This window comes from Streptomyces sp. NPDC028289, from assembly GCF_055565975.1.
The window spans coordinates 941,243-959,994 of record NZ_JBVHTI010000003.1 but is presented as its reverse complement, the minus strand read 5'-3'; the positions used below and the strand labels follow the sequence as shown (position 1 = coordinate 959,994).

Sequence of the window (18,752 nt, the reverse complement as noted above, 5' to 3'; positions counted from 1 at the left end):
GCGCACCGTCAGGGCCACCCGTCACACGCGCCCCGGCTGCCCTCAGCTGCCGGAGCGGGACTTCTCCATGGCCTCGCGGAAGCGCGCGTACCCGTCGAGTTCAGGCCCGTCGCTGCGCGCTCTCCTGGTCCGGTTGGCCCAGCTGCCCCACAGACCGGCACCGATCGCCGCCACGAGCGGAATCAGCAACCACACGAGCGCCGCCATGCCGACCTCCCAACCCCATGAGCGTCCGCGACTGACTGATCAGCAGATTAATCACCCGTACCGACAACGCTCACGCGGGGGGTACGGTTACGCAAGCGGAGGCCGGACAGGGGCCCGTCAGCAGGCTCCGACCCATTCCTCCGTCCCATCCGAGAACTTCTGGTGCTTCCAGATGGGCACCTCGTGCTTGAGGTCGTCGATCAGCTTTCGACAAGCTTCGAAGGCGTCCCCCCGATGCGGACACGACACACCGACGACCACGGCGAGATCACCCACCCGCAGGTCCCCCACCCGATGCACGGCGGCCAGCGCCCGCACCGGGTACTCGGCGACGACCTTCTCGGCGATCCGCCGCATCTCGTCCTCGGCACTGGGGTGACACGAATACCCGAGCGCGTCCACATCGGCGCCCCCGTCGTGGTTCCGCACCGTACCCACGAACAGCGCGATCCCACCGGCCGCGTCGTCCCCCACGGCCGCGAAGACCTCGTCCACGGAGAGCGCACTCTCCCGAATCCCGATCAGCTTCACGGGATCGACAGCGCCCCGCTCCCCAGGATGATCACTCACAGCAGCCATACCCCCATGGTGCCGCAAGCCCAGGACCACACGGAATACGACCAACACCAGGCACACGCGCGTGCGTCTTCGGAGACTCCTACAGCGCTTGAGGACGAAGACCGTCCGGCATCTGAGGACGAGAGCCGGTCCGCACCCCCACCAGCCCGTCCGGCATCTGAGGACGAGAGCCGGTCCACACCCCCTCCAGCCCGTCCGGCATCTGAGGACGAGAGCCGGTCCACACCCCCTCCAGCCCGTCCGGCGTTTGAGGACGAGGCCGTTCAGGCCGAAGCGGGGGTCCGGGGGCGGCAGCCCCCGAAACGGGCGGTCGAAGGGGGCCCACCCCCTGGAAGGACGGGACGGGTAGGGGCGGCGGGGGCGAGAACCCGCCCTCAGATCCGCCGCCGAGCCTTCCGCGCCCGCCGCACCACAGCCGCCGCCCCCAGCAACGCCACCGTCGCCCCCGCCGCACCCGCGGCCGTCGCGTCCTTCCGCCCCAGCCGCCGCCCCACCACCGTGTGCCGCCCGGCCACCTCCTCCAGCAACTCGGCCAGCACCTCCTCGTTCGTCCACCCCGGCCGCCACCCGGCGTCATGCAGCCGGCTCCCGCTCACCACCCACGGATACATCGTGTACGCGAGATCCCCGGCCGGCGACGGCGTGAGACCGATCCGGTGCAGCCGGGCCGCCGCCCCCAGCGCCACCGCCGACGGCAGCTCCATCCGACGGATCCCGCTGAGCTCCTCGACCTCCTCCTGCTCCAGCCACCCGTCGCACCCGACGGCGAGTTCCCCCTCGACCTTCTCCAGGACGGCGTACTCCAGCGCACTGCACAGATCCTCGACGTGACAGAACTGCCAGGCAGGCCGCGACCCCGCGACGACAAGCAGCCGAGGAGACTCGAAATACCTGGTCAGCGCGGTATCGGTACCCCCGACCAGCACCGCGGGGCGCACGACGGTGACGTTGAGTCCCGGATGCGCCCGGGGCGCCCGGCGCGCGAGCCGCTCGATCTCCAGCAGGTCGCCGACCCCGGTGGCCTCCGCGGTGGCGCGCAACTCCGCGTCCTCCGACAGCGGCAGCTCGTTGTCCGGCAGCGCGCCGTAGACCATCGCGGAGGTGCACAGCACCACGCGGTGCACTCCGGCCGCGGCCGCCGCGGTCAGCACGGTCTGCGTCCCGCGCACGTTGTAGGCCGTACGAGCGGCCGGGTCGGTCTCCAGGTCCAGGTCGAGCGCGAGGTGCACCACCACGTCGGCCCCGCGCAGCTTGTCCGCGATGGCCGGATCCCGTACGTCGAGGATGTGCCACTGGGCGGCCGCGCACTCCCCGCGCCGCTCGTCGATGGCGATGACCTGCCTGACCTCCTCGGACGCGGCCAGCCGCTCGGTGAGCAGCGCGCCGACCCCGGTCGCGGCGCCGGTGACGGCGACGACGGGCCCGCGCACCGCGGGAGGGGTTGAGTGGTTTCGCGCTGCGCGAACCTGCGGATCTGGGGAACTCACCGGGCGTCTCCAGCGGTTGTCTTCAGTACGAGCGCGAGTGACGCGTACGTACCAGGTGGCAACCATCCTGCCGCAGGCCGACTGTCGGCGAAGCACCGAGGCCCGATCGGGTCGGGGTGTCTACGCTGGGTGGTGTTGTCGGGCAGCCGCGCCGCCGGAGAGAACCGGTGGCCTTACCAGCCGAGGATTCCCGTGAGTGACACCCCATTCGGTTTCGGCCTTCCGCCGGAGGAGCCGGAAGACGGCGACGAGGGCAAGAAGAAGGACCAGCAGAGCGGCGGTGGGCAGGGACCGGCCAACCCGTTCGGTTTCGGCACACCCGGAGCCGGCGGCTTCGGCGGCCCCGGCGCCGACAATCCGTTCGCTGCCATGTTCGGTTCGCTGAACCCCACCGACCTGGGCGCGGCCTTCCAGCAGCTGGGCCAGATGCTCTCGTACGAGGGCGGCCCGGTGAACTGGGACATGGCCAAGCAGATCGCCCGCCAGACGGTCTCCCAGGGCACCTCGGACGGCGTCAAGGACGCGAGCGTCGGCCCCGCCGAGCGCACCGCGGTCCAGGAGGCCGTCCGGCTGGCCGACCTGTGGCTGGACGACGCGACGTCGCTGCCGTCCGGTTCCGGTTCGGCCGTGGCGTGGTCGCGTGCGGAGTGGGTCGAGGCGACGCTGCCGGCCTGGCAGGAGCTGGTCGACCCGGTCGCCGAGCGGGTCGGCGCCGCGATGGGCGACGTCCTGCCGGAGGAGATGCAGGCCATGGCGGGCCCGCTGATCGGGATGATGCGCTCGATGGGCGGCGCCATGTTCGGCACCCAGATCGGGCAGGCCGTGGGCGTGCTCGCGGGCGAGGTCGTCGGTTCGACCGACATCGGCCTGCCGCTGAGCCCGGCCGGCAAGGCCGCGCTGCTGCCGGCGAACATCGAGGCGTTCGGTAAGGACCTCGGTGTGCCGAAGGAGGAGGTGCGGCTGTATCTCGCGCTGCGCGAGGCGGCCCACCAGCGCCTGTTCGCGCACGTGCCGTGGCTGCGCTCGCACCTGTTCGGCGCGGTCGACGGGTACGCACGCGGCATCAAGGTCGACACGGCCAAGCTGGAGGACGTGGTCGGCCAGTTCGACCCGCAGAACCCCGAGCAGCTCCAGGACGCGCTCCAGCAGGGCATGTTCCAGCCGGAGGACACGCCCGAGCAGAAGGCCGCCCTGGCCCGTCTGGAGACGGCTCTGGCCCTGGTCGAGGGCTGGGTCGACGCGGTGGTCCACGCGGCCGCGAAGCCGCGCCTGTCGTCGGCGGACGCGCTGCGCGAGACCCTGCGCCGCCGCCGTGCCACGGGCGGCCCCGCGGAGCAGACCTTCGCCACCCTGATCGGCCTGGAGCTGCGTCCGCGCCGGCTGCGCGACGCCTCCCGGCTGTGGGCCTCGCTCACGGACGCGCGTGGTGTCGACGGCCGGGACGCCCTCTGGGCGCACCCGGACATGCTGCCGACGGCGTCCGACCTGGACGACCCGGACGGCTTCGTGCACCGCGAGCAGCTGGACTTCTCCGAGCTGGACAAGATGCTCGGCGAGGCCGCGCAGAAGCCCGACCTGCGCAAGAAGGACGCCCAGGAGCAGGGCGAGCAGGACAAGGGCGAGCAGGACAGGGGCGACGACACCGAGTGAGCCTGTACGACGACGCGGTCCTCGTCCTCAAGGGGTACGAGGGCCAGGACGAGCTGCGCCAGGCCTACCTGGACCACCTCGCGGCACACCCGGACGGCATGTGGAAGGCGTGTCACGCCGGCCATGTCACGGCGAGTGCGCTGGTCGTCGACCCCGAGCAGGGGCGGGTGCTGCTGACCCTGCACAGGAAGCTGCGGATGTGGCTGCAGATGGGTGGCCACTGCGAGCCGGGCGACGCCACGCTGGCGGCCGCAGCCCTGCGGGAGGCGACCGAGGAGTCCGGCATCCCCGGGCTGACACTGCTGCCGGGCGGCCCGGCCCGCCTGGACCGGCACCCGATCCCGGCGCCGTGCCACTGGCACTTCGACGTCCAGTACGCGGCCCTCGCCCCGCGGGGCGCCGCCCACGCGATCAGCGACGAGTCCCTCGACCTGCGCTGGTTCAGCTACGACGAGGTGCCGGAGGTCGCCGACGACTCGGTCGTACGGCTGCTGGAAAGGACCCGCGCGCGGCTCTGACCCGGGATTTCAGAGAGTTCGACATGTAAGGGGCGCCTGCCATGGCGGGCGCCCCTTACTTTGCGAGTCTGCGCGGCCCTCAGCTCCAGACGTTGCCCTGGTTCATCCCGCGCGCTCCCTGCTGGCCCATGCCGAACTGGGCGGCGACGCCCTGGCCGATCTGCGCGTGCTGCGGCGGCAGCAGTTCACTCGGCTGGACCAACGCGAAGCCACTTCCCATGAAGCTCAGCTCCCAGCCCTCCCCGGTGTTGCCGCGGCGCCGCCACACGCCCGAGGAATGCGTCTGGGCCTGCATCTGGACGCGCAGCCCGGTGGACCAGGCGACGATCGCGTCGGCGTCGCAGTTGACGTACTTGTCGGGCGTGACCTGCATCAGCAGCGGCGCGCCCGAGGTCATCAGGGCGACCTTGCCGCGTCCGGTGATGTTGAGCTGGTACTTCCCGGACCCGGAGATGCCGTAGAGGCTGTCGACGGCGACGACCTCGTAGTGCAGCGAGGAGTCCATGGCGAGGACGTAGCTGCTGTCCACGGTCAGACCGTCCTGCTCGACGTCCAGGATGTGGATGTGCTGGGCGAGGTTGGCGAAGTAGACGGTGCCCTGCCCGTGGCAGCGCATCAGGTCCAGGCCCTCGCCGGTGTACGCACGCGCGCGTGCCTGGTTGTGGCCCTGGTACTCGGCGTCGAACTCCACGAGCCCCTGGTAGGCGACCATGGTGCCCTTGCGGGCGAGGATGTCGTCGTGGCCCTCCAGGACGACCCGCAGCATCTGCTTGTTCTGCAGGCTGTAGCGGTCCCGGGCCTGGGAGTCGTTGAAGGCGAAAAGCGGGCTCTGCATGGTTTCCTGACTCCCCCTCAGCCCCGGAACCGGAGGCGGTCGGTGCTGTCCTCGCTGGGCTGGACGACGACGATGCCCTGGCCGGAGAAGGCCATCTGGTAGGCCTCGCCGCTGCCCCGGCCGATCAGCGACTGCGCCTTGAAGCTGCGCTTGCCCTTCACCTTGAGGTTCGGGGACCAGGCGACCAGTGCGTCCGGGTCGACGTACGTCTCGTCCTCGCCGCCGCCGCAGTCGACGACGATCGGCTTGCCCCGGGAGGTCAGCGCGACCCAGCCCTGCCCGGAGATCTTGGTGTTCCACAGCCCCTGACCGGCGAACTTCGCGAGCCCCTTGACCCGCTCCACGCCCCACGTCAGATGGGCGTCGAAGGCGAGCAGGTTGGTGGCGTTGACGGAGATGCCGTCGCCGTTGAGGTTGATGACGACGACGTTCGCGCCGTAGTCGGCGAGGTAGAGCAGGCCGTCGCCGGAGCACTTCATCAGGGGCGCGCCTTCGCCGGTCATCCAGTCCCGGGCGATCTGGCGCACGGCCGGCGGGTTGGGCTCGTACTGGACGAAGCCCTCGTAGGCGACCATCGACCCCACGCGCGCGAGGAGGTCGTTGCCGGTCTGCATGGCGACCTTGAGCATGTGGTCGCCGTGGTTCTCCATGCGGGCGGTGACGGGTGCGGGGGCGTAGCCCGCGAGCGGCTGGTTCATGACGGGCTCCCTCAGACCTCGTACGGCTGGACGACGATGAAGTTCCCGGGCGCGCCCCGGAACTGCAGGTTGACGCTCTCCCCGGTGTCGCCCGGATAGGCGTTGCGGCGCATCCGGACCTGGCTGGAGACGATCACCTGCGACGCCGCCGACCAGGCGACGATCGCGTTGCAGTCGGCGAAGGTCGTCGGCGTGACGGGCAGCACGACGGGCGTGCCGTGCGTCTTGACGACGATCGTGCCGGTGCCCTGGAACTGCATCGTGAACAGCGCGCCGCCGGGGATGCCGTGTCCCTCGATGCGGCGGACCTCGTACTGGAGGCTCTCGTCGAAGGCGAGGACGCTCTCGGCGGAGACGCAGATGGCGTCGCCCTGGAGCTCGATCGGGTGCAGATGGGCCGAGTTCTCGGCGAAGAACACCTGGCCGTTGCCGGTGCAGCGCATCAGCTGCATCTCCTGGCCGGTGGCGTTGCCGACGATCCGGCCGGCGAACCCGGCGCCCTTGTAGCTGAAGTCGACCTTGCCCTGGTACAGCACCATGCTGCCCTGCCGGGCCAGCACCGGCTGTCCGCCCATCCCGAGGTCGGCGCGGATGAGCTTGCTGTTCTGCGGGGTCCAGCGCTGCCCGGTGGGCGTCTCCTTGAACTTCTGGAGCGCGGCACCGACACCGGCACCGCCCTGGGGAGCGCCCTGCGGGACCGCATAGCTCTGCTGCCCGGGGACCTGGCCGAACGGCGGCTGCTGACCGTAGCCCGGGGGCGGGGTCGGAGCCTGGGGCGCCTGCGGGTAACCGGGCGGCGGGCCAGGAGTCTGCGGGGGCGCCGGGGGCTGGCCGTAGCCGGGCGGGGCGGGCGGCTGGCCGTAGGGCGCGGGTGCCACGGCCGGGGGCGGCACCGTGCCGGGCGCCGGCGGGGTCAACGGGGCGATGACGGTGGGCGCATGGTGCACATTCGAAGCCGGCGCCGGACCGGGGGCCGGCGGCGGGGTGAAGCCCTGGGGGGCGGGCGCGGGCGGCGGGGTGGGCGCGGGGGCCGGCGCGGGCGCGGAGGGAACCCCGAACGCGGGCGGCGCGAAGCCGGGCGCGGATCCGGTCTGCGGCTGCTGCGGCTCCGGCGCGGCGGGCGCCTCCTCCTCCAGCACCTCGCCGCCGAAGTTCTTCAGCAGCGCCTCCAAACCGCCGTCGAAGCCCTGGCCGACGGCGGCGAACCGCCACACGTCCTTCAGGTAGAAGTCGCCGAGCATCACGGCGCGCTCGGTGGAGAACTCCGAGCCGTTGAAGGAGTACCGGGCCACTTCCTCGCCGCCCGCGACGATCCGGATGTACCCGGGGGCGACCTGCGACATCTGCCCGGCGCCGTCGATGGTCGCCGTGAACGCCAGCTTCTGGATCTGCGGCGGGATCCGGTCCAGCGTGACCCGGAAGGACTCTGTGTCGCCCGCCTGCGTGCCGAGCAGCTGGATGGACTCCTCGGGTGACTTCGGCTGGTTGAAGAAGACGAAGTAGCGGTCGTCCGACAGCCGTTCGTCGGCGTCGAGGCCGAAGCAGCTGATGTCGAAGGTCAGCCCGGGGCCGGAGATCTGCACGCCTACGTACAGATCCGTGCCGGCCGTGAGGTCACTGATCCTGGCCTTGTGGCCGCGTTGGAATTCCCTGGCCATGCGTTACGACCGTCCCCCATCCCGAATGTGAGTGCGTCGCGCCAGGCTAACGGCTAACTCGGACATCGGAAGAAGTCGGTACAGACCCGGTACACAACCGCGCTCAGCGGCCCCGAAGGGAGCGCTCCCGGGGTGTGTCACTCATCGCGCGCGCCGGGCGCGTGGGGCAGCCGGTCGGCCGCGACCACCCCTTCGAGGTATCCGCGGGCGCGCTCGGTGCGCGGATAGGCCTCCAGGAGCCGCCAGAACCGGGGGCCGTGCCCCGGCACCAGCAGATGCGCCAGTTCATGGCAGAGCACGTAGTCGACCACGTACTCGGGCATGCCCTGGAGCCGGTGCGAGAGGCGGATGCTGCCCTCGGAGGGGGTGCACGAGCCCCAGCGGGTGTTCTGGTTGGTGACCCAGCGCACCGAGGCGGGGCGGGCCCGGCCGCCGAAGTACTGTGCCGAGAGCCGCTCGGCGCGCTCGGACAGTTCGACGTCGCCCAGCACTCGCTTGCTCTCCTGGGCAGCAAGTTTGTTGAGCATGACGGTCACCCAGCGTTTCTCCTCCGCCTCGGACATCCGGGCGGGGATCAGCACGACGGTGCGATCGCCCTCGCGGTACGCAGAAACGGTCCGGCGGCGCCGGGCGCTTCTGCGAACCTCGATCGCGCTCGCCCCCAAGCCGCTGGGCGGCTGGCTCGTCGTGCTGCGCTGTGGCTTTCCGGCGCGGTGCAGTGGGTCGGCGGGCACGCCCCGACGTTACCCGCTGCATACGGGGGAAGTCCCGGGTCCGGGACGGTTCGGTGCCGATCCCCCACCATGCGTCTGATTTGTACGACGAATACCCACCGCCTGTGGACAACTTTCGGCGCCCGCCGGGCGGCCGGGGCATGCTGGCACTCGTCGGCGGAGCAGGACGGCTCCACCGGCACATGGGGACGTTCTGTGACTTTTCGACGGCTACGGGGGCCTGTCATGCATCCGTTGGTGAAGCCCGCGCTGCGGCGCGGCTGGCGCGACCTCAACACCGTTCAGTTCGGGATGACTCCCGCGCACGCGATGACACTGGGGCCGATGGACACGGCGACCGGGAGCTTCCTGGACCTGCTCAACGGCGCCCGGGGGCTTGAGCTGCTGCGCGAGGAAGGGCGGCGCATGGACATGCCGGACGGCCATGTCGACGCGCTGGTGGACCGGCTGTCGCGGGCCGGACTGGTCGACGACGCACAGGGCGGCGGGCCCGCGGCACAAGCGTTGCGTGAGAAGCAGGAGGTGCTGGAGCGGCTGCGCCCCGATCTCGCCTCGCTCTCCCTGACCACCCCGGAGCCGGGCGGCGCGATCGGCCGGCTGGCGGCCCGGCGGGCGCTGCGGGTGCGGGTGGACGGCGCGGGCCGGGTCGGCGTGACGCTGGCCGCTCTGCTGTCGGGCGCGGGTGTCGGCGAGGTCGATGTGCGGGACGTGGGCCGGGTCCAGCCGTGGGACGTGGCGCCGGGCGGACTGCCGGCGGAGGCGGTCGGCGAGCGCCGTGCCGAGGCCGCACGCAGAGTGGTCCGCCGGTCCGCCCCGGACCGCCCGCCGCCCCGCACGGACCCGGCCGTGGAGGAGCCCGGCCTGGCACTGGTGATCATCGCCCCGCGCGACGACGTCCTGGTGCACGCCCCGGACGCCCGCGCCGCCGAGCCGCTCATGGCCTCGGGGACCCCTCATCTCTACACGGGTGTCGTGGAGGGCACGGGTGTGGTCGGCCCCCTCGTCCTGCCCGGTGGTACGGGCTGCGCGCGCTGTCTGCACGAGCACCGCACGGACCGGGATCCGGCCTGGCCGCGCCTGGTCGCCCAGTGGCGGTCCGGGCGGGCCCGCCGGGTGGGCGCCTGCGATCTGACGCTGGCGGCGGCCGTGGCCGGGCTGGCCGCCGCACACGCCCTGGCCTTCCTCGACGGGGAACCGCCGGTCGGCGCGGGGGCCCGATGGGAGGCCTCCGTGCCGGTTCTGCACTGGCACGCACGGCCGGTCTGGCCGCACCCCGCATGCCCGTGCGGAGCGGCGGAGAAAGCTAAGGGGGAACACTCCTCAACCAACGGGGATCCACACGCGACAATGGTGGTGCAACGGCCGTCGGCGAAGCGACGAGAGCACGCGGACGCGGCACGGCCGACTGGGACTTGGAGGGCGCATGTCTGATCTTCCTCGGAAGGCGGTCACCCGGACCGCCAAGCTCGCCGCGCTCCCGCTCGGCTTCGCCGGCCGGGCGACCTGGGGTCTGGGCAAGCGCATCGTGGGCGAGTCCGCGGAGATCGTCGGGCGGGAGCTCCAGCAGCGCACCGCGGAGCAACTGTTCAAGGTTCTGGGCGAGTTGAAGGGAGGGGCGATGAAGTTCGGGCAGGCGCTGTCCGTCTTCGAGTCGGCCCTCCCGGAGGAGGTCGCCGGCCCCTACCGGGCGGCCCTCACCAAACTCCAGGACGCCGCGCCGCCGATGCCGACCCGCACCGTGCACGCGGTGCTCACCGAACGCCTCGGGGAGGACTGGCGGGAGTTGTTCCTGGAGTTCGAGGACAAGCCCTCTGCGGCGGCCTCGATCGGCCAGGTGCACCGGGCCGTGTGGCAGGACGGCCGGGCGGTGGCGGTCAAGGTGCAGTACCCGGGAGCCGGTGAGGCCCTCCTCTCCGACCTGGGACAACTGAGCCGGTTCGCCCGCCTGTTGGGGCCGCTGATCCCAGGTATGGACATCAAGCCGCTGATCGCGGAGCTGCGCGACCGGGTCTCCGAGGAACTGGACTACTCCCTGGAGGCACAGGCCCAGGCCGCACACGCGGAGGAGTTCGCGGGCGACACCGACGTGGTGGTGCCGGCGGTGGTGCACCAGTGCGACCAGGTGCTGGTCACGGAGTGGATCGACGGGATACCGCTCTCCGAGATCATCTCGGAGGGTACGCAGGAGCAGCGCGACCGGGCCGGTCAGCTTCTGGCCCGCTTCCTGTTCTCGGGCCCGGCCCGCACCGGCCTGCTGCACGCCGACCCGCACCCCGGCAACTTCCGCCTGCTGCCCGGTGCGCCGGAGGACGCGGAGGAGTGGCGCCTCGGCGTGCTGGACTTCGGCACCGTCGACCGTCTCTCCGGCGGCCTGCCCAGCCCGATCGGCGACTCCCTGCGGATGACGCTGGACGGTGACGCCGAGGCGGTCTACGAGCTGCTGTGCGCGGAGGGGTTCGTCAAGGAGTCCATAGAGCTGGACCCCGACGCCGTCCTGGACTATCTGCTGCCGATCATCGAACCGGCCCAGGTCGACGAGTTCACCTTCACCCGCAACTGGATGCGCAGCCAGGCGGCCCGGATCGCGGACCCTCGCAACCCGGCCCACCAGTTGGGCAAGCAGCTCAACCTGCCGCCGGCCTACCTCCTGATACACCGGGTGACCCTGAGCACCATCGGCGTGCTGTGCCAGCTGGGCGCGACGGTGCGGCTGCGGGAGGAACTGCAGGCATGGCTGCCCGGGTTCGTACCCGAGGATCTCGAAGGGGCCGAGGATCTCGAAGGGGCCGAGGAACTCGAAGGGGCCGAGGAAGCGGGGGAAGCGGAAGTGGCCGAGGCAGCCGTGGAGGCGCAGTAGGGGCCCGGTTCACCACCAGGACGAGTCGAGCCGGCCCTCGATCGCTCTGAGGTTGTCCCTGGAGCAGGCGTCGCAGAAGAACTGGCGGACGCCGTTCTCCACGGAGCAGGTCCAGGTGACGGGCGGGGGGCCGTCGGCCGGGGTTCCGCAGCGGGCGCACACGAGAGGGTGGGGCTCCGTGGCGGAGCCGCCGTGATCACTGCCTCCGGGAAGACTCGTCACCCGCTGACGATAGCTCCGCCGTGGGTGGATCAGCGGGCACAACGCACCGCGGGGGCCGGTCCGTTCGGCCGGACCGGCCCCCGCGGGGAGCTTTCGCCTCCCGGGGTCGGGAGGCCACCGCTTCAGGTGTACTGGGTTACTGCATCACGGCGATGGCGAGCGCACGGCGGGCACGCATCGAGGCGCGCTCGGCCCGGCGCTGCATCCGGCGAGCGGTCGCCAGGCGCACGGCCCGGCGTTCCTGCTCGGCCTCGTGCAGTCGCTCGTGCATATGCGCACGAGCCAGAGCTTCTGGGATGAGTTGCATCTCTCGGGTCCTGTTCTGACGCGAGCCGGTGTCGGTACCGGCAGTGGTGAAGTCTGGGGTCGCGGAGCCTGCGGGCTCGCTGGTGGACGGCTTCATCGGGGCCTGCTTCTTGGGATCGTGCGTGAGGGGACGGTCGATCGTTCCGTGGATGTTCATGCCGTGACCGGGTTCTTGCGCGGGCGGCCACGCGGCCGCTTCCGGGCGACGACGACACCCTGGACGAACAGCTCGCCACCCCAGACGCCCCAGGGCTCACGCCGCTCCTTGGCCCCGGCGAGGCAGGCCTCGATCAGCGGGCAGGTGCGGCAGAGGGACTTGGCGTACTCGACGTCCGCCGGCGACTCGGCGAAGAAGACCTCCGGGTCGTAGGAACGGCAGGGGACGGGTACGCCGAGGTTCTCGATGGCGTCGTCGAGCGCGGTGAGCGCGGTGAGCGGGATCAAGGTGGAGTCCTCCGTGAGGCCGGGCGGGGGGATCGTTTCGGAAGGCGGTACGGACGGGGCGTGCGCTTCGAGTTGCACGGCTGTTCTTCCTCGTCTGGTCGTGCCGGTCGGGTTCGACCGGTTGGCGGCTGGTACCGGGTTCTGCTCTTGCCCCGAGGCCCCTTCGGTCCGCTCTCCCCGTTCGGGGAAAACAGAAGGGCCGCGGATCCCGGATGGGGTTCCGCGGCCCTGAAGGCGCCGGCCTGATCGATCAGGCTGGATCACTCCAGGGTTCTGGCCCACGGAAGGCCCACATCAGGTGGTGCTGCGTCGTCTGCTTCCGGCTACCGGCACCGGCTGCCGTAAAGGCATAGGCCTTGGCCTGTGCCGCTACTGCTTCCAGTGCCTTCGTCGGTCGCTCATTGCGCTCACGGACGGGAAGACCCGCGAGAGAAACGGAGGACGCCGGACGCACGGCAGGAATGCCGGACAGACCGGTGCCCAGGTTCGAGACGCCGAGCATGCACACGGAGACGGCCGAGAGATCGGTCATTTTGGCCGCGCTGATGATGCTGGTCTTGATGCTGATCACTGGACTCGCCTCCTCTCGGCGTGTAGGGGACCGGTGTTGAGCCGATCCGCTCGGTATGCAAGTACAACACGGAACCGGGCCTTCGAGAAGGCCGCCGCTTCCGTGCCTAGAACCTATGGGGATTGCCGGGGCATGCGCAAACTATTTTTTCGACGAGTTCGCATCAGTCCCCCACTTCTTCTCCCTCGGGCTCCTGGCCTGCGCAGATGGCCAGAACATCGGCGCCGTAACGGTTGAGCTTGCGCATGCCGACACCGGGGATGCGGGCCAGCTCGCGGTCGTCGTCCGGAGCGCTCTCGGCGATGGCCATCAGCGTTCTGTCGGTGAAGACGCAGAAGGCGGGCTGGCCGCTGAGCCGGGCCTGGTCGGCACGCCATTCGCGCAGCCGCTCGTAGAGGCCCTCGTCCATGTCGGACGGGCAGCCGTCGCAGCGCATCAGTTTCATCTCGCCGGCATCGGTCAGCGTGCGTCCGCAGACCCGGCACCGGGCGGGACTGCGCTGGGTGCGCCGGGGCGTGGCCGCGGGGCCGCCGGTGAAGCCGCGTTCGACACCTGCGCCACCGGCGCCGCCCGCGCGGCCGACGGTGCCGGTGGAGCCGGGGCGCAGACCGTCCAGGAAGTGACTGGGCCTGCGGCCGGGTCTGCCGCCGGGGGTGCGGGAGAGGGACCAGGAGACATGGAGCCGTTCCCTGGCGCGGGTCACGCCGACGTAGAGGAGGCGGCGTTCCTCCTCGATCTGTTCTTCGGTCTTCGCATAGGTGATCGGCATCATGCCCTCGGCGACGCCGACCAGGAAGACGACGTCCCACTCCAGGCCCTTCGCCGAGTGCAGGGAGGCGAGGGTGACGCCCTGGACGGTCGGGGCGTGCTGGGCACCCGCGCGCTCGTCGAGTTCGGCGACGAAGTCGGCGAGGGTGGCTCCGGGCCGGGCGGCGGCGACGTCGTGGGCGAGGTTGACCAGGGCGGCCAGCGACTCCCAGCGCTCCCGGACCGCGCCGGAGCCGGCCGGGGGCTCGGTGGTCCAGCCCTCCCCGGAGAGGACGGCACGCACCTGGGAGGGCAGGTCGACGGTGTCGTCGAGCAGCGCGTCGTTGCCGCCGAAGCGGGCCGCGGCGCGCAGGGCCACGCCCGCCTTGCGCACCTCGGGCCGGTCGAAGAACCGCTCGGCACCGCGCAGCTGGTAGGGCACCCCGGCGTCGGCGAGAGCCTGCTCGTAGGTCTCGGACTGGGAGTTCGTCCGGAAGAGGATGGCGATCTCGGCGGCCGGGACGCCGGCGTCGACGAGTTCCCTGATGCGGCGGGCGGCCCCCTCGGCCTCGGCCGGCTCGTCGGTGTACTCGGTGTAGACGGGCTCGGGTCCGGCGGGGCGCTGCGAGATCAGCTCCAGGCGGTGGTCGGCGGCCCGGCCGCGGGCCTGGGCCAGCAGGCCGTTGGCGAGGTGGACGACCTGGGGTGTGGAGCGGTAGTCACGGACCAACTTGACGACGGTCGCCCCGGGGTGGCGGGTGCGGAAGTCGAGCAGGTGGTCGGGGGTTGCTCCCGTGAACGAGTAGATGGTCTGGCTGGCGTCGCCGACGACGCACAGGCTGTCGCGGTCGCCGAGCCACAGTTCCAGCAGCCGCTGCTGGAGCGGGCTGACGTCCTGGTACTCGTCGACGACGAAGTGCTGGTACTGGGCGCGTACCTGGTCTGCGATGTCGTGCCGGTCCTGCAGGATGCCGACGGTCAGCAGCAGGACGTCCTCGAAGTCGATGACCGTCCGGTCGCGCTTGAGGTCCTCGTAGACCGAGTAGACCTGGGCGATCTCGGCGGGGTCGCGGGGGGCCTCCCGGCCGGCCTTCACGGCTGCAAGGGCGTAGTCGGCGGGGACGGTCTGGGTGACCTTGGACCACTCGATCTCGGCGGTGACGTCCCGCAGCTCACCCCGGTCCAGGCGGATGCGGCAGGCGGCGGCCGCGTCGGCGACGAGCTGGATCTTGCGGTCGACGAGCCGGGGCAGGGAGCCACCGATCGCTTTCGGCCAGAAGAACTGGAGCTGGCGCAGCGCGGCCGAGTGGAAGGTGCGGGCCTGCACTCCCTGGGCGCCGAGCTGGCGCAGCCGGCCGCGCATCTCCCCGGCGGCGCGGTTGGTGAAGGTGACGGCGAGCACGCTGGACGGCTGGAGGATGCCGGCCCGCACCCCGTAGGCGATCCGGTGGGTGATCGCCCGGGTCTTGCCGGTACCGGCCCCGGCCAGCACGCACACCGGACCGTGCAGGGCGGTCGCCACCGCGCGCTGCTCGGGGTCGAGCCCGTCGAGCACCGCGTCGGCAGAGTCCGGTACCGGCGGGAAGAGGGAGGAGTGCGTTGCTGCTGTCACATGGCCATGCTGCCAGGTCGCCGGAGACGGCAGTGCCGGTTGTCCACAGGCAGCCCCGCGCAGTCGTACTAATGCGGCAGGCGTCACTCACGCCCTTGCGGCAGGCGTCGCTCGGCGCCCGTGTCACGGGAATGGCGGGCGGGTCGCGTACGTTCCCTCCCTGGACGACCTTCCCCGACCTGCCGAAGGAGTGCGAGCGAGATGCAGGGCACTGTGACGATGTACAGCACCACGTGGTGCGGCTACTGCCGCCGGCTGAAGAGCCAGCTGGACCGCGAGGGCATCGCGTACACCGAGATCAACATCGAGCAGGACCCGGAGTCGGCCGCGTTCGTGGAGAAGGCGAATGGCGGAAACCAGACGGTCCCCACGGTGCTCTTCGCGGACGGCTCGACGCTGACGAACCCGTCGCTGGCCCAGGTGAAGCAGAAGATCAGCGCGTAGCTCTCCCGGTACGTCGCCGCACGAGGCGGCCCCTGACTCACTTCAGGGGCCGCTTTCGTATGTTCAGACCGGCTTGTCCCACACCAGCGTGTAGCGCCACAGCAAGCGGCGCCGGAAGCGGCGCCCGGGAAGCAGATGTGCGGTGGACCGCCGGACTTCTCGCCAGGTCATGATCGGGTCCTCGACGGGCATGCCGGCGGGGCCCCGTTTGCCGCCGCGCCGGCGCGCGGTCAGCAGGCTGGCGGGGACCCCGCAGCCGCTGATGACCCGGTCCAGCAGGGTGTGGTCGTGCGCCAGGCCGACGACGACCAGGCGGCCACCGGGCGCGAGCAGCCCCACCAGCCGTTCGATCGCGTCGTCGAAGGGGGCGTGGTGGATGACGGCGACCGCGCTGACGAAGTCGTAGCCCTCCTCGTCGAGAGCGGCGGCGCCGAGGTAGTCGCCTTCCAGGAAGGTGACGTTCCCGACCTCCCGCTTGCGTGCCTGGCTGATCATCTCCGCCGACCGGTCCACGCCGGTCACCGACTCCGCCCTGGTCGCGAGCCTGGCGGCGAGCAGACCGTCGCCGCAGCCGACGTCCAGGGCGGCGCGGCAGCCGTCCGGCACCGCGTCCAGCACCACGGGGTGGTAGTGGACGTTGTGGTTCCAGTACTCCTCTGCGGTCATGACGGCCGTCTCAGACGAAGCTCCTCGTCGGCAGCGGCTTGCCGTACCACATCTCGATCAGGCGGGCCGCGATCGAGATGCCGTACGGCGGCAGGACGTCGCCGGAGTCGAAGGCGGCGCCCAGTTCGTCGCGGGAGAACCAGCGGGCCTCGTGGATCTCGTCGCCGTCGACGTTGATCTCGGTCGAGGTCGCCCGGGCCATGAAGCCGAGCATGAGGCTGGACGGGAACGGCCAGGGCTGGCTGGCGACGTACTCGACCGGGCCGACGGTGACGCCGACCTCCTCGAAGACCTCGCGGCGCACCGCCTGCTCGATGGACTCGCCGGGCTCCACGAAGCCGGCGAGCGTGGAGAAGCGGCCCTCGGGCCAGTGGACCTGGCGGCCGAGCAGGATGCGGTCCTCCTCGTCGGTGACGGCCATGATCACGGCGGGGTCGGTGCGCGGGTAGTGCTCGGCGCCGCAGGCGGGGCAGCGGCGGATGTGACCGGCAGCGGCGATGACCGTGCGCTCGCCACAGCGGGAGCAGAAGCGGTGGGTTCGCTGCCAGTTCTCCAGGCCGACCGCGTGCACCATCAGGCCGGTGTCCCGGGGGGACAGCAGCAGTCCGGCCTCGCGCAGGCCGGCGGGGCGTGCGGACTGGTCGATACGGCCGGGCAGGGCGTCCTTCTGGAGGGCGAAGTAGCTGACGCCGTCCTCGTCGGTGCCCAGGAAGTAGCGGTGCGCCTCGGTGAGGGGGGCCTCGAAGGAGGGCGTCATGACGAGTTCGGTGCGGCCGTCGGGCGTCTCGTCGATGAGGACCTGGCCGCCGGAGACCACGAAACAGCGGGTGTCAGGGTGGCTCCACGCCGCCGCGAGCCAGGCTTCGTCGAGCCGGTGGTGGGCGGCGCGGTCGATGCCGCTCGGGGCGGTGAGCGAGATGGGTCGGTCGGCGGTGTGGTCGGTCCAGGTGGTCACGGGTGCTTCCAACTCCCCCAGTGCAACGGATGTTTCAGCGGGCGGTTCAGCGGGACGAAGGTCGGGAGGAGAACAGGTGGGGCGGGGGCGGGGCGGGCGGGGCGGCCCTTCCAGTGTGCCCCGCCCGCGGTGCCGCTCCGGGCGGCGCCGGTGGCTCAGGGGGCATGGCGCCAGTTCTCGGCGAGGTCGCCCCACAGGTAGGCACTGGTCTCGACGCCCTTGAGGAGGAGGTCCAGCTCGACCTTCTCGTTCGGGGCGTGCCAGCCGTCGGAGGGGACGGAGATGCCCAGGAAGAGGACGGGTGCGCCGAGCACGTCCTGAAGGTCCGCGGCCGGTCCTGAGCCACCCGATCGGGTGAACCGGATCGGTCCCTCGAAGGCCCGGCCCATGGCGCGGGCGAGTGACTGGAGGCCGGGGTGGTCGAGCGGCGTCAGGCACGGGCGTGTGGCCGGCAGGAAGGTGATCTCGGCGCGGATCCCGGCGGGGATCCGCTCGGTGGCCCAGGCCCGGACGATCTTCTCGATGTGCTCGGGTTCCTGTCCGGCGACCAGCCGGAACGAGAGCTTCAGCAGGGCCGAGGACGGGATGATCGTCTTGCTGCCGGGGCCCTGGTAACCGCCGCCGATGCCGTTGACCTCGGCGGTGGGCCGGGCCCAGACGCGCTCCAGGGTGGTGTGCCCGGCCTCGCCCTCGGTGGCGTACGAATGCGCCTCGCGCAGCCAGCTCTCCTCGTCGAACGGCAGCTCGGCCCAGAGCTGCCGTTCGCGGTCGCTGAGCTCGACGATGCCGTCGTAGAAGCCGGGGATCGCCACGCGCGCGTGCTCGTCGTGCAGGGCGGCGACCAGGCGGGCCGCGACGGTGGCGGGGTTGGGGACGGCGCCGCCGAAGGCGCCGGAGTGGATGTCCTGGTCGGGGCCGTGCAGGACGATCTGGCACTCGGCGAGCCCACGCATGCCCGTGCACACGGTGGGGGTGTCCTCGGACCACATGCCGGTGTCGGAGACGATCACGGCGTCGGCGGCGAGCCGCTCGGCGTGCTGCTCGACCAGGGCCCGGAAGTGCGGCGAGCCGGACTCCTCCTCGCCCTCGATCAGCAGCTTGAGGTGCACGGCGGGTGCGGTGCGGCCGGTGGCGGCGAGGTGGGCGCGGACGCCGAGTGTGTGGAAGAACACCTGGCCCTTGTCGTCGGCCGCCCCGCGCGCGTAGAGCCGGTCGTCCCGGACGACCGGCTCGAAGGGATCACTGTCCCAGCCGTCCTCGCGGGCGGCGGGCTGGACGTCGTGGTGGCCGTAGACCAGGACCGTGGGCGCCGCCGGGTCGCCGGCGGGCCACTCGGCGAAGACGGCCGGGGCGCCCGGTGTCTCCCAGACCTCGGCGGTCGGGAAGCCGGTCTCCGTCAGTCTGGCGGCGAGCCAGTCGGCGCTGCGGCGTACATCGGGGGCGTGGTCGGGCTGGGCCGACACGGAGGGGATGCGCAGCCATTCGGCGAGGTCGGCGAGGAAGGCGGCGCGGTGCTCCTCGATGTACGTGCGGACGGCGCTGTCCGGGGTCTGGCTCATGGT

The 18,752-nt window shown here is 71.6% G+C and carries 20 protein-coding genes; 5 read left to right on the top strand and 15 right to left on the bottom strand.

Annotated elements, in window-relative coordinates; genetic code table 11:
* Window positions 1-42 precede the first annotated feature (42 nt).
* The 3 genes from ACZ4UV_RS18480 to ACZ4UV_RS18470 form a co-directional block, all read right to left on the bottom strand.
* Window positions 43-207 (bottom strand): hypothetical protein, encoded by a 165-nt coding sequence (locus tag ACZ4UV_RS18480; RefSeq protein WP_390048789.1) that lies wholly within the window; start codon window positions 205-207, stop codon window positions 43-45.
* Between the two features lie 117 nt (window positions 208-324).
* A complete protein-coding gene (locus tag ACZ4UV_RS18475) occupies window positions 325-786 on the bottom strand; it encodes a molybdenum cofactor biosynthesis protein MoaE (RefSeq protein ID WP_451020949.1) in 462 nt (153 codons plus the stop codon).
* Between the two features lie 374 nt (window positions 787-1,160).
* Window positions 1,161-2,273 (bottom strand): SDR family oxidoreductase, encoded by a 1,113-nt coding sequence (locus tag ACZ4UV_RS18470; protein ID WP_390046772.1) that lies wholly within the window; start codon window positions 2,271-2,273, stop codon window positions 1,161-1,163.
* A gap of 192 nt (window positions 2,274-2,465) precedes the next feature.
* Here ACZ4UV_RS18470 and ACZ4UV_RS18465 point away from each other — a divergent pair, with 192 nt between their 5' ends.
* Window positions 2,466-3,923, top strand: coding sequence for a zinc-dependent metalloprotease (locus ACZ4UV_RS18465; protein WP_451016902.1), 1,458 nt, complete (start codon window positions 2,466-2,468; stop codon window positions 3,921-3,923).
* Window positions 3,920-4,441, top strand: a complete 522-nt coding sequence (locus ACZ4UV_RS18460) for an NUDIX hydrolase (RefSeq protein ID WP_451016901.1) — start codon at window positions 3,920-3,922, stop codon at window positions 4,439-4,441. Before ACZ4UV_RS18465 ends, ACZ4UV_RS18460 begins: the two co-directional genes overlap by 4 nt.
* Before the next feature lie 79 nt (window positions 4,442-4,520).
* Here the strand turns inward: ACZ4UV_RS18460 and ACZ4UV_RS18455 are convergent, their stop codons facing one another.
* The 4 genes from ACZ4UV_RS18455 to ACZ4UV_RS18440 form a co-directional block, all read right to left on the bottom strand.
* Window positions 4,521-5,276: an AIM24 family protein gene (locus ACZ4UV_RS18455; protein WP_467838984.1), complete on the bottom strand. Its 756-nt coding sequence runs from the start codon at window positions 5,274-5,276 to the stop codon at window positions 4,521-4,523.
* A gap of 17 nt (window positions 5,277-5,293) precedes the next feature.
* Window positions 5,294-5,974, bottom strand: coding sequence for an AIM24 family protein (locus tag ACZ4UV_RS18450; protein WP_351489639.1), 681 nt, complete (start codon window positions 5,972-5,974; stop codon window positions 5,294-5,296).
* A gap of 11 nt (window positions 5,975-5,985) precedes the next feature.
* On the bottom strand, window positions 5,986-7,632 hold the full coding sequence (locus tag ACZ4UV_RS18445) for a TerD family protein (RefSeq protein ID WP_467838981.1): 1,647 nt from the start codon (window positions 7,630-7,632) through the stop codon (window positions 5,986-5,988).
* 137 nt (window positions 7,633-7,769) lie between these two features.
* Window positions 7,770-8,366, bottom strand: coding sequence for a M48 metallopeptidase family protein (locus tag ACZ4UV_RS18440; protein ID WP_451016899.1), 597 nt, complete (start codon window positions 8,364-8,366; stop codon window positions 7,770-7,772).
* A gap of 225 nt (window positions 8,367-8,591) precedes the next feature.
* On the opposite strand from ACZ4UV_RS18440, the gene ACZ4UV_RS18435 reads away from it, so the two are divergent.
* Window positions 8,592-9,797, top strand: a complete 1,206-nt coding sequence (locus ACZ4UV_RS18435) for a TOMM precursor leader peptide-binding protein (RefSeq protein ID WP_467838978.1) — start codon at window positions 8,592-8,594, stop codon at window positions 9,795-9,797.
* Window positions 9,790-11,223, top strand: a complete 1,434-nt coding sequence (locus ACZ4UV_RS18430) for an ABC1 kinase family protein (RefSeq protein ID WP_467838975.1) — start codon at window positions 9,790-9,792, stop codon at window positions 11,221-11,223. The genes ACZ4UV_RS18435 and ACZ4UV_RS18430 overlap by 8 nt, the downstream gene beginning before the upstream one ends.
* Window positions 11,224-11,232: 9 nt before the next feature.
* Here ACZ4UV_RS18430 and ACZ4UV_RS18425 read toward each other — a convergent pair whose 3' ends face one another.
* The 5 genes from ACZ4UV_RS18425 to ACZ4UV_RS18405 form a co-directional block, all read right to left on the bottom strand.
* Window positions 11,233-11,445: a hypothetical protein gene (locus ACZ4UV_RS18425; RefSeq protein WP_351489652.1), complete on the bottom strand. Its 213-nt coding sequence runs from the start codon at window positions 11,443-11,445 to the stop codon at window positions 11,233-11,235.
* A 136-nt stretch (window positions 11,446-11,581) separates the two neighbouring features.
* Window positions 11,582-11,908 (bottom strand): hypothetical protein, encoded by a 327-nt coding sequence (locus tag ACZ4UV_RS18420; protein WP_294008740.1) that lies wholly within the window; start codon window positions 11,906-11,908, stop codon window positions 11,582-11,584.
* Window positions 11,905-12,273, bottom strand: a complete 369-nt coding sequence (locus ACZ4UV_RS18415; RefSeq protein WP_010984500.1) for a WhiB family transcriptional regulator — start codon at window positions 12,271-12,273, stop codon at window positions 11,905-11,907. Before ACZ4UV_RS18415 ends, ACZ4UV_RS18420 begins: the two co-directional genes overlap by 4 nt.
* A gap of 172 nt (window positions 12,274-12,445) precedes the next feature.
* The gene (locus ACZ4UV_RS18410) at window positions 12,446-12,766 is read right to left on the bottom strand and encodes a hypothetical protein (protein ID WP_351489658.1); all 321 of its coding nucleotides are present in this window, start codon (window positions 12,764-12,766) and stop codon (window positions 12,446-12,448) included.
* 163 nt (window positions 12,767-12,929) lie between these two features.
* Window positions 12,930-15,125, bottom strand: a complete 2,196-nt coding sequence (locus ACZ4UV_RS18405; RefSeq protein ID WP_451016896.1) for an ATP-dependent DNA helicase UvrD2 — start codon at window positions 15,123-15,125, stop codon at window positions 12,930-12,932.
* A 201-nt stretch (window positions 15,126-15,326) separates the two neighbouring features.
* Here ACZ4UV_RS18405 and ACZ4UV_RS18400 point away from each other — a divergent pair, with 201 nt between their 5' ends.
* Window positions 15,327-15,569, top strand: a complete 243-nt coding sequence (locus tag ACZ4UV_RS18400; RefSeq protein WP_093499206.1) for a mycoredoxin — start codon at window positions 15,327-15,329, stop codon at window positions 15,567-15,569.
* 63 nt (window positions 15,570-15,632) lie between these two features.
* Here the strand turns inward: ACZ4UV_RS18400 and ACZ4UV_RS18395 are convergent, their stop codons facing one another.
* The 3 genes from ACZ4UV_RS18395 to ACZ4UV_RS18385 form a co-directional block, all read right to left on the bottom strand.
* Window positions 15,633-16,235, bottom strand: coding sequence for a class I SAM-dependent methyltransferase (locus tag ACZ4UV_RS18395; RefSeq protein WP_467838969.1), 603 nt, complete (start codon window positions 16,233-16,235; stop codon window positions 15,633-15,635).
* Between the two features lie 10 nt (window positions 16,236-16,245).
* Window positions 16,246-17,190: an NAD(+) diphosphatase gene (gene nudC / locus ACZ4UV_RS18390; protein WP_351489667.1), complete on the bottom strand. Its 945-nt coding sequence runs from the start codon at window positions 17,188-17,190 to the stop codon at window positions 16,246-16,248.
* Window positions 17,191-17,345: 155 nt separating this feature from the next.
* On the bottom strand, window positions 17,346-18,749 hold the full coding sequence (locus ACZ4UV_RS18385) for a dipeptidase (RefSeq protein ID WP_451016894.1): 1,404 nt from the start codon (window positions 18,747-18,749) through the stop codon (window positions 17,346-17,348).
* Window positions 18,750-18,752 lie beyond the last annotated feature (3 nt).

Excerpts from the sequence above, each read along its gene's own strand:
- ACZ4UV_RS18480 (WP_390048789.1), bottom strand. The coding sequence starts at position 207 with ATGGCGGCGCTCGTGTGGTTGCTGATTCCGCTCGTGGCGGCGATCGGT.
- ACZ4UV_RS18475 (WP_451020949.1), bottom strand. The coding sequence starts at position 786 with ATGGCTGCTGTGAGTGATCATCCTGGGGAGCGGGGCGCTGTCGATCCC.
- ACZ4UV_RS18455 (WP_467838984.1), bottom strand. The coding sequence starts at position 5,276 with ATGCAGAGCCCGCTTTTCGCCTTCAACGACTCCCAGGCCCGGGACCGC.
- ACZ4UV_RS18450 (WP_351489639.1), bottom strand. The coding sequence starts at position 5,974 with ATGAACCAGCCGCTCGCGGGCTACGCCCCCGCACCCGTCACCGCCCGC.
- ACZ4UV_RS18445 (WP_467838981.1), bottom strand. The coding sequence starts at position 7,632 with ATGGCCAGGGAATTCCAACGCGGCCACAAGGCCAGGATCAGTGACCTC.
- ACZ4UV_RS18435 (WP_467838978.1), top strand. The coding sequence starts at position 8,592 with ATGCATCCGTTGGTGAAGCCCGCGCTGCGGCGCGGCTGGCGCGACCTC.
- ACZ4UV_RS18430 (WP_467838975.1), top strand. The coding sequence starts at position 9,790 with ATGTCTGATCTTCCTCGGAAGGCGGTCACCCGGACCGCCAAGCTCGCC.
- ACZ4UV_RS18420 (WP_294008740.1), bottom strand. The coding sequence starts at position 11,908 with ATGAACATCCACGGAACGATCGACCGTCCCCTCACGCACGATCCCAAG.
- ACZ4UV_RS18400 (WP_093499206.1), top strand. The coding sequence starts at position 15,327 with ATGCAGGGCACTGTGACGATGTACAGCACCACGTGGTGCGGCTACTGC.
- ACZ4UV_RS18395 (WP_467838969.1), bottom strand. The coding sequence starts at position 16,235 with ATGACCGCAGAGGAGTACTGGAACCACAACGTCCACTACCACCCCGTG.
- ACZ4UV_RS18385 (WP_451016894.1), bottom strand. The coding sequence starts at position 18,749 with ATGAGCCAGACCCCGGACAGCGCCGTCCGCACGTACATCGAGGAGCAC.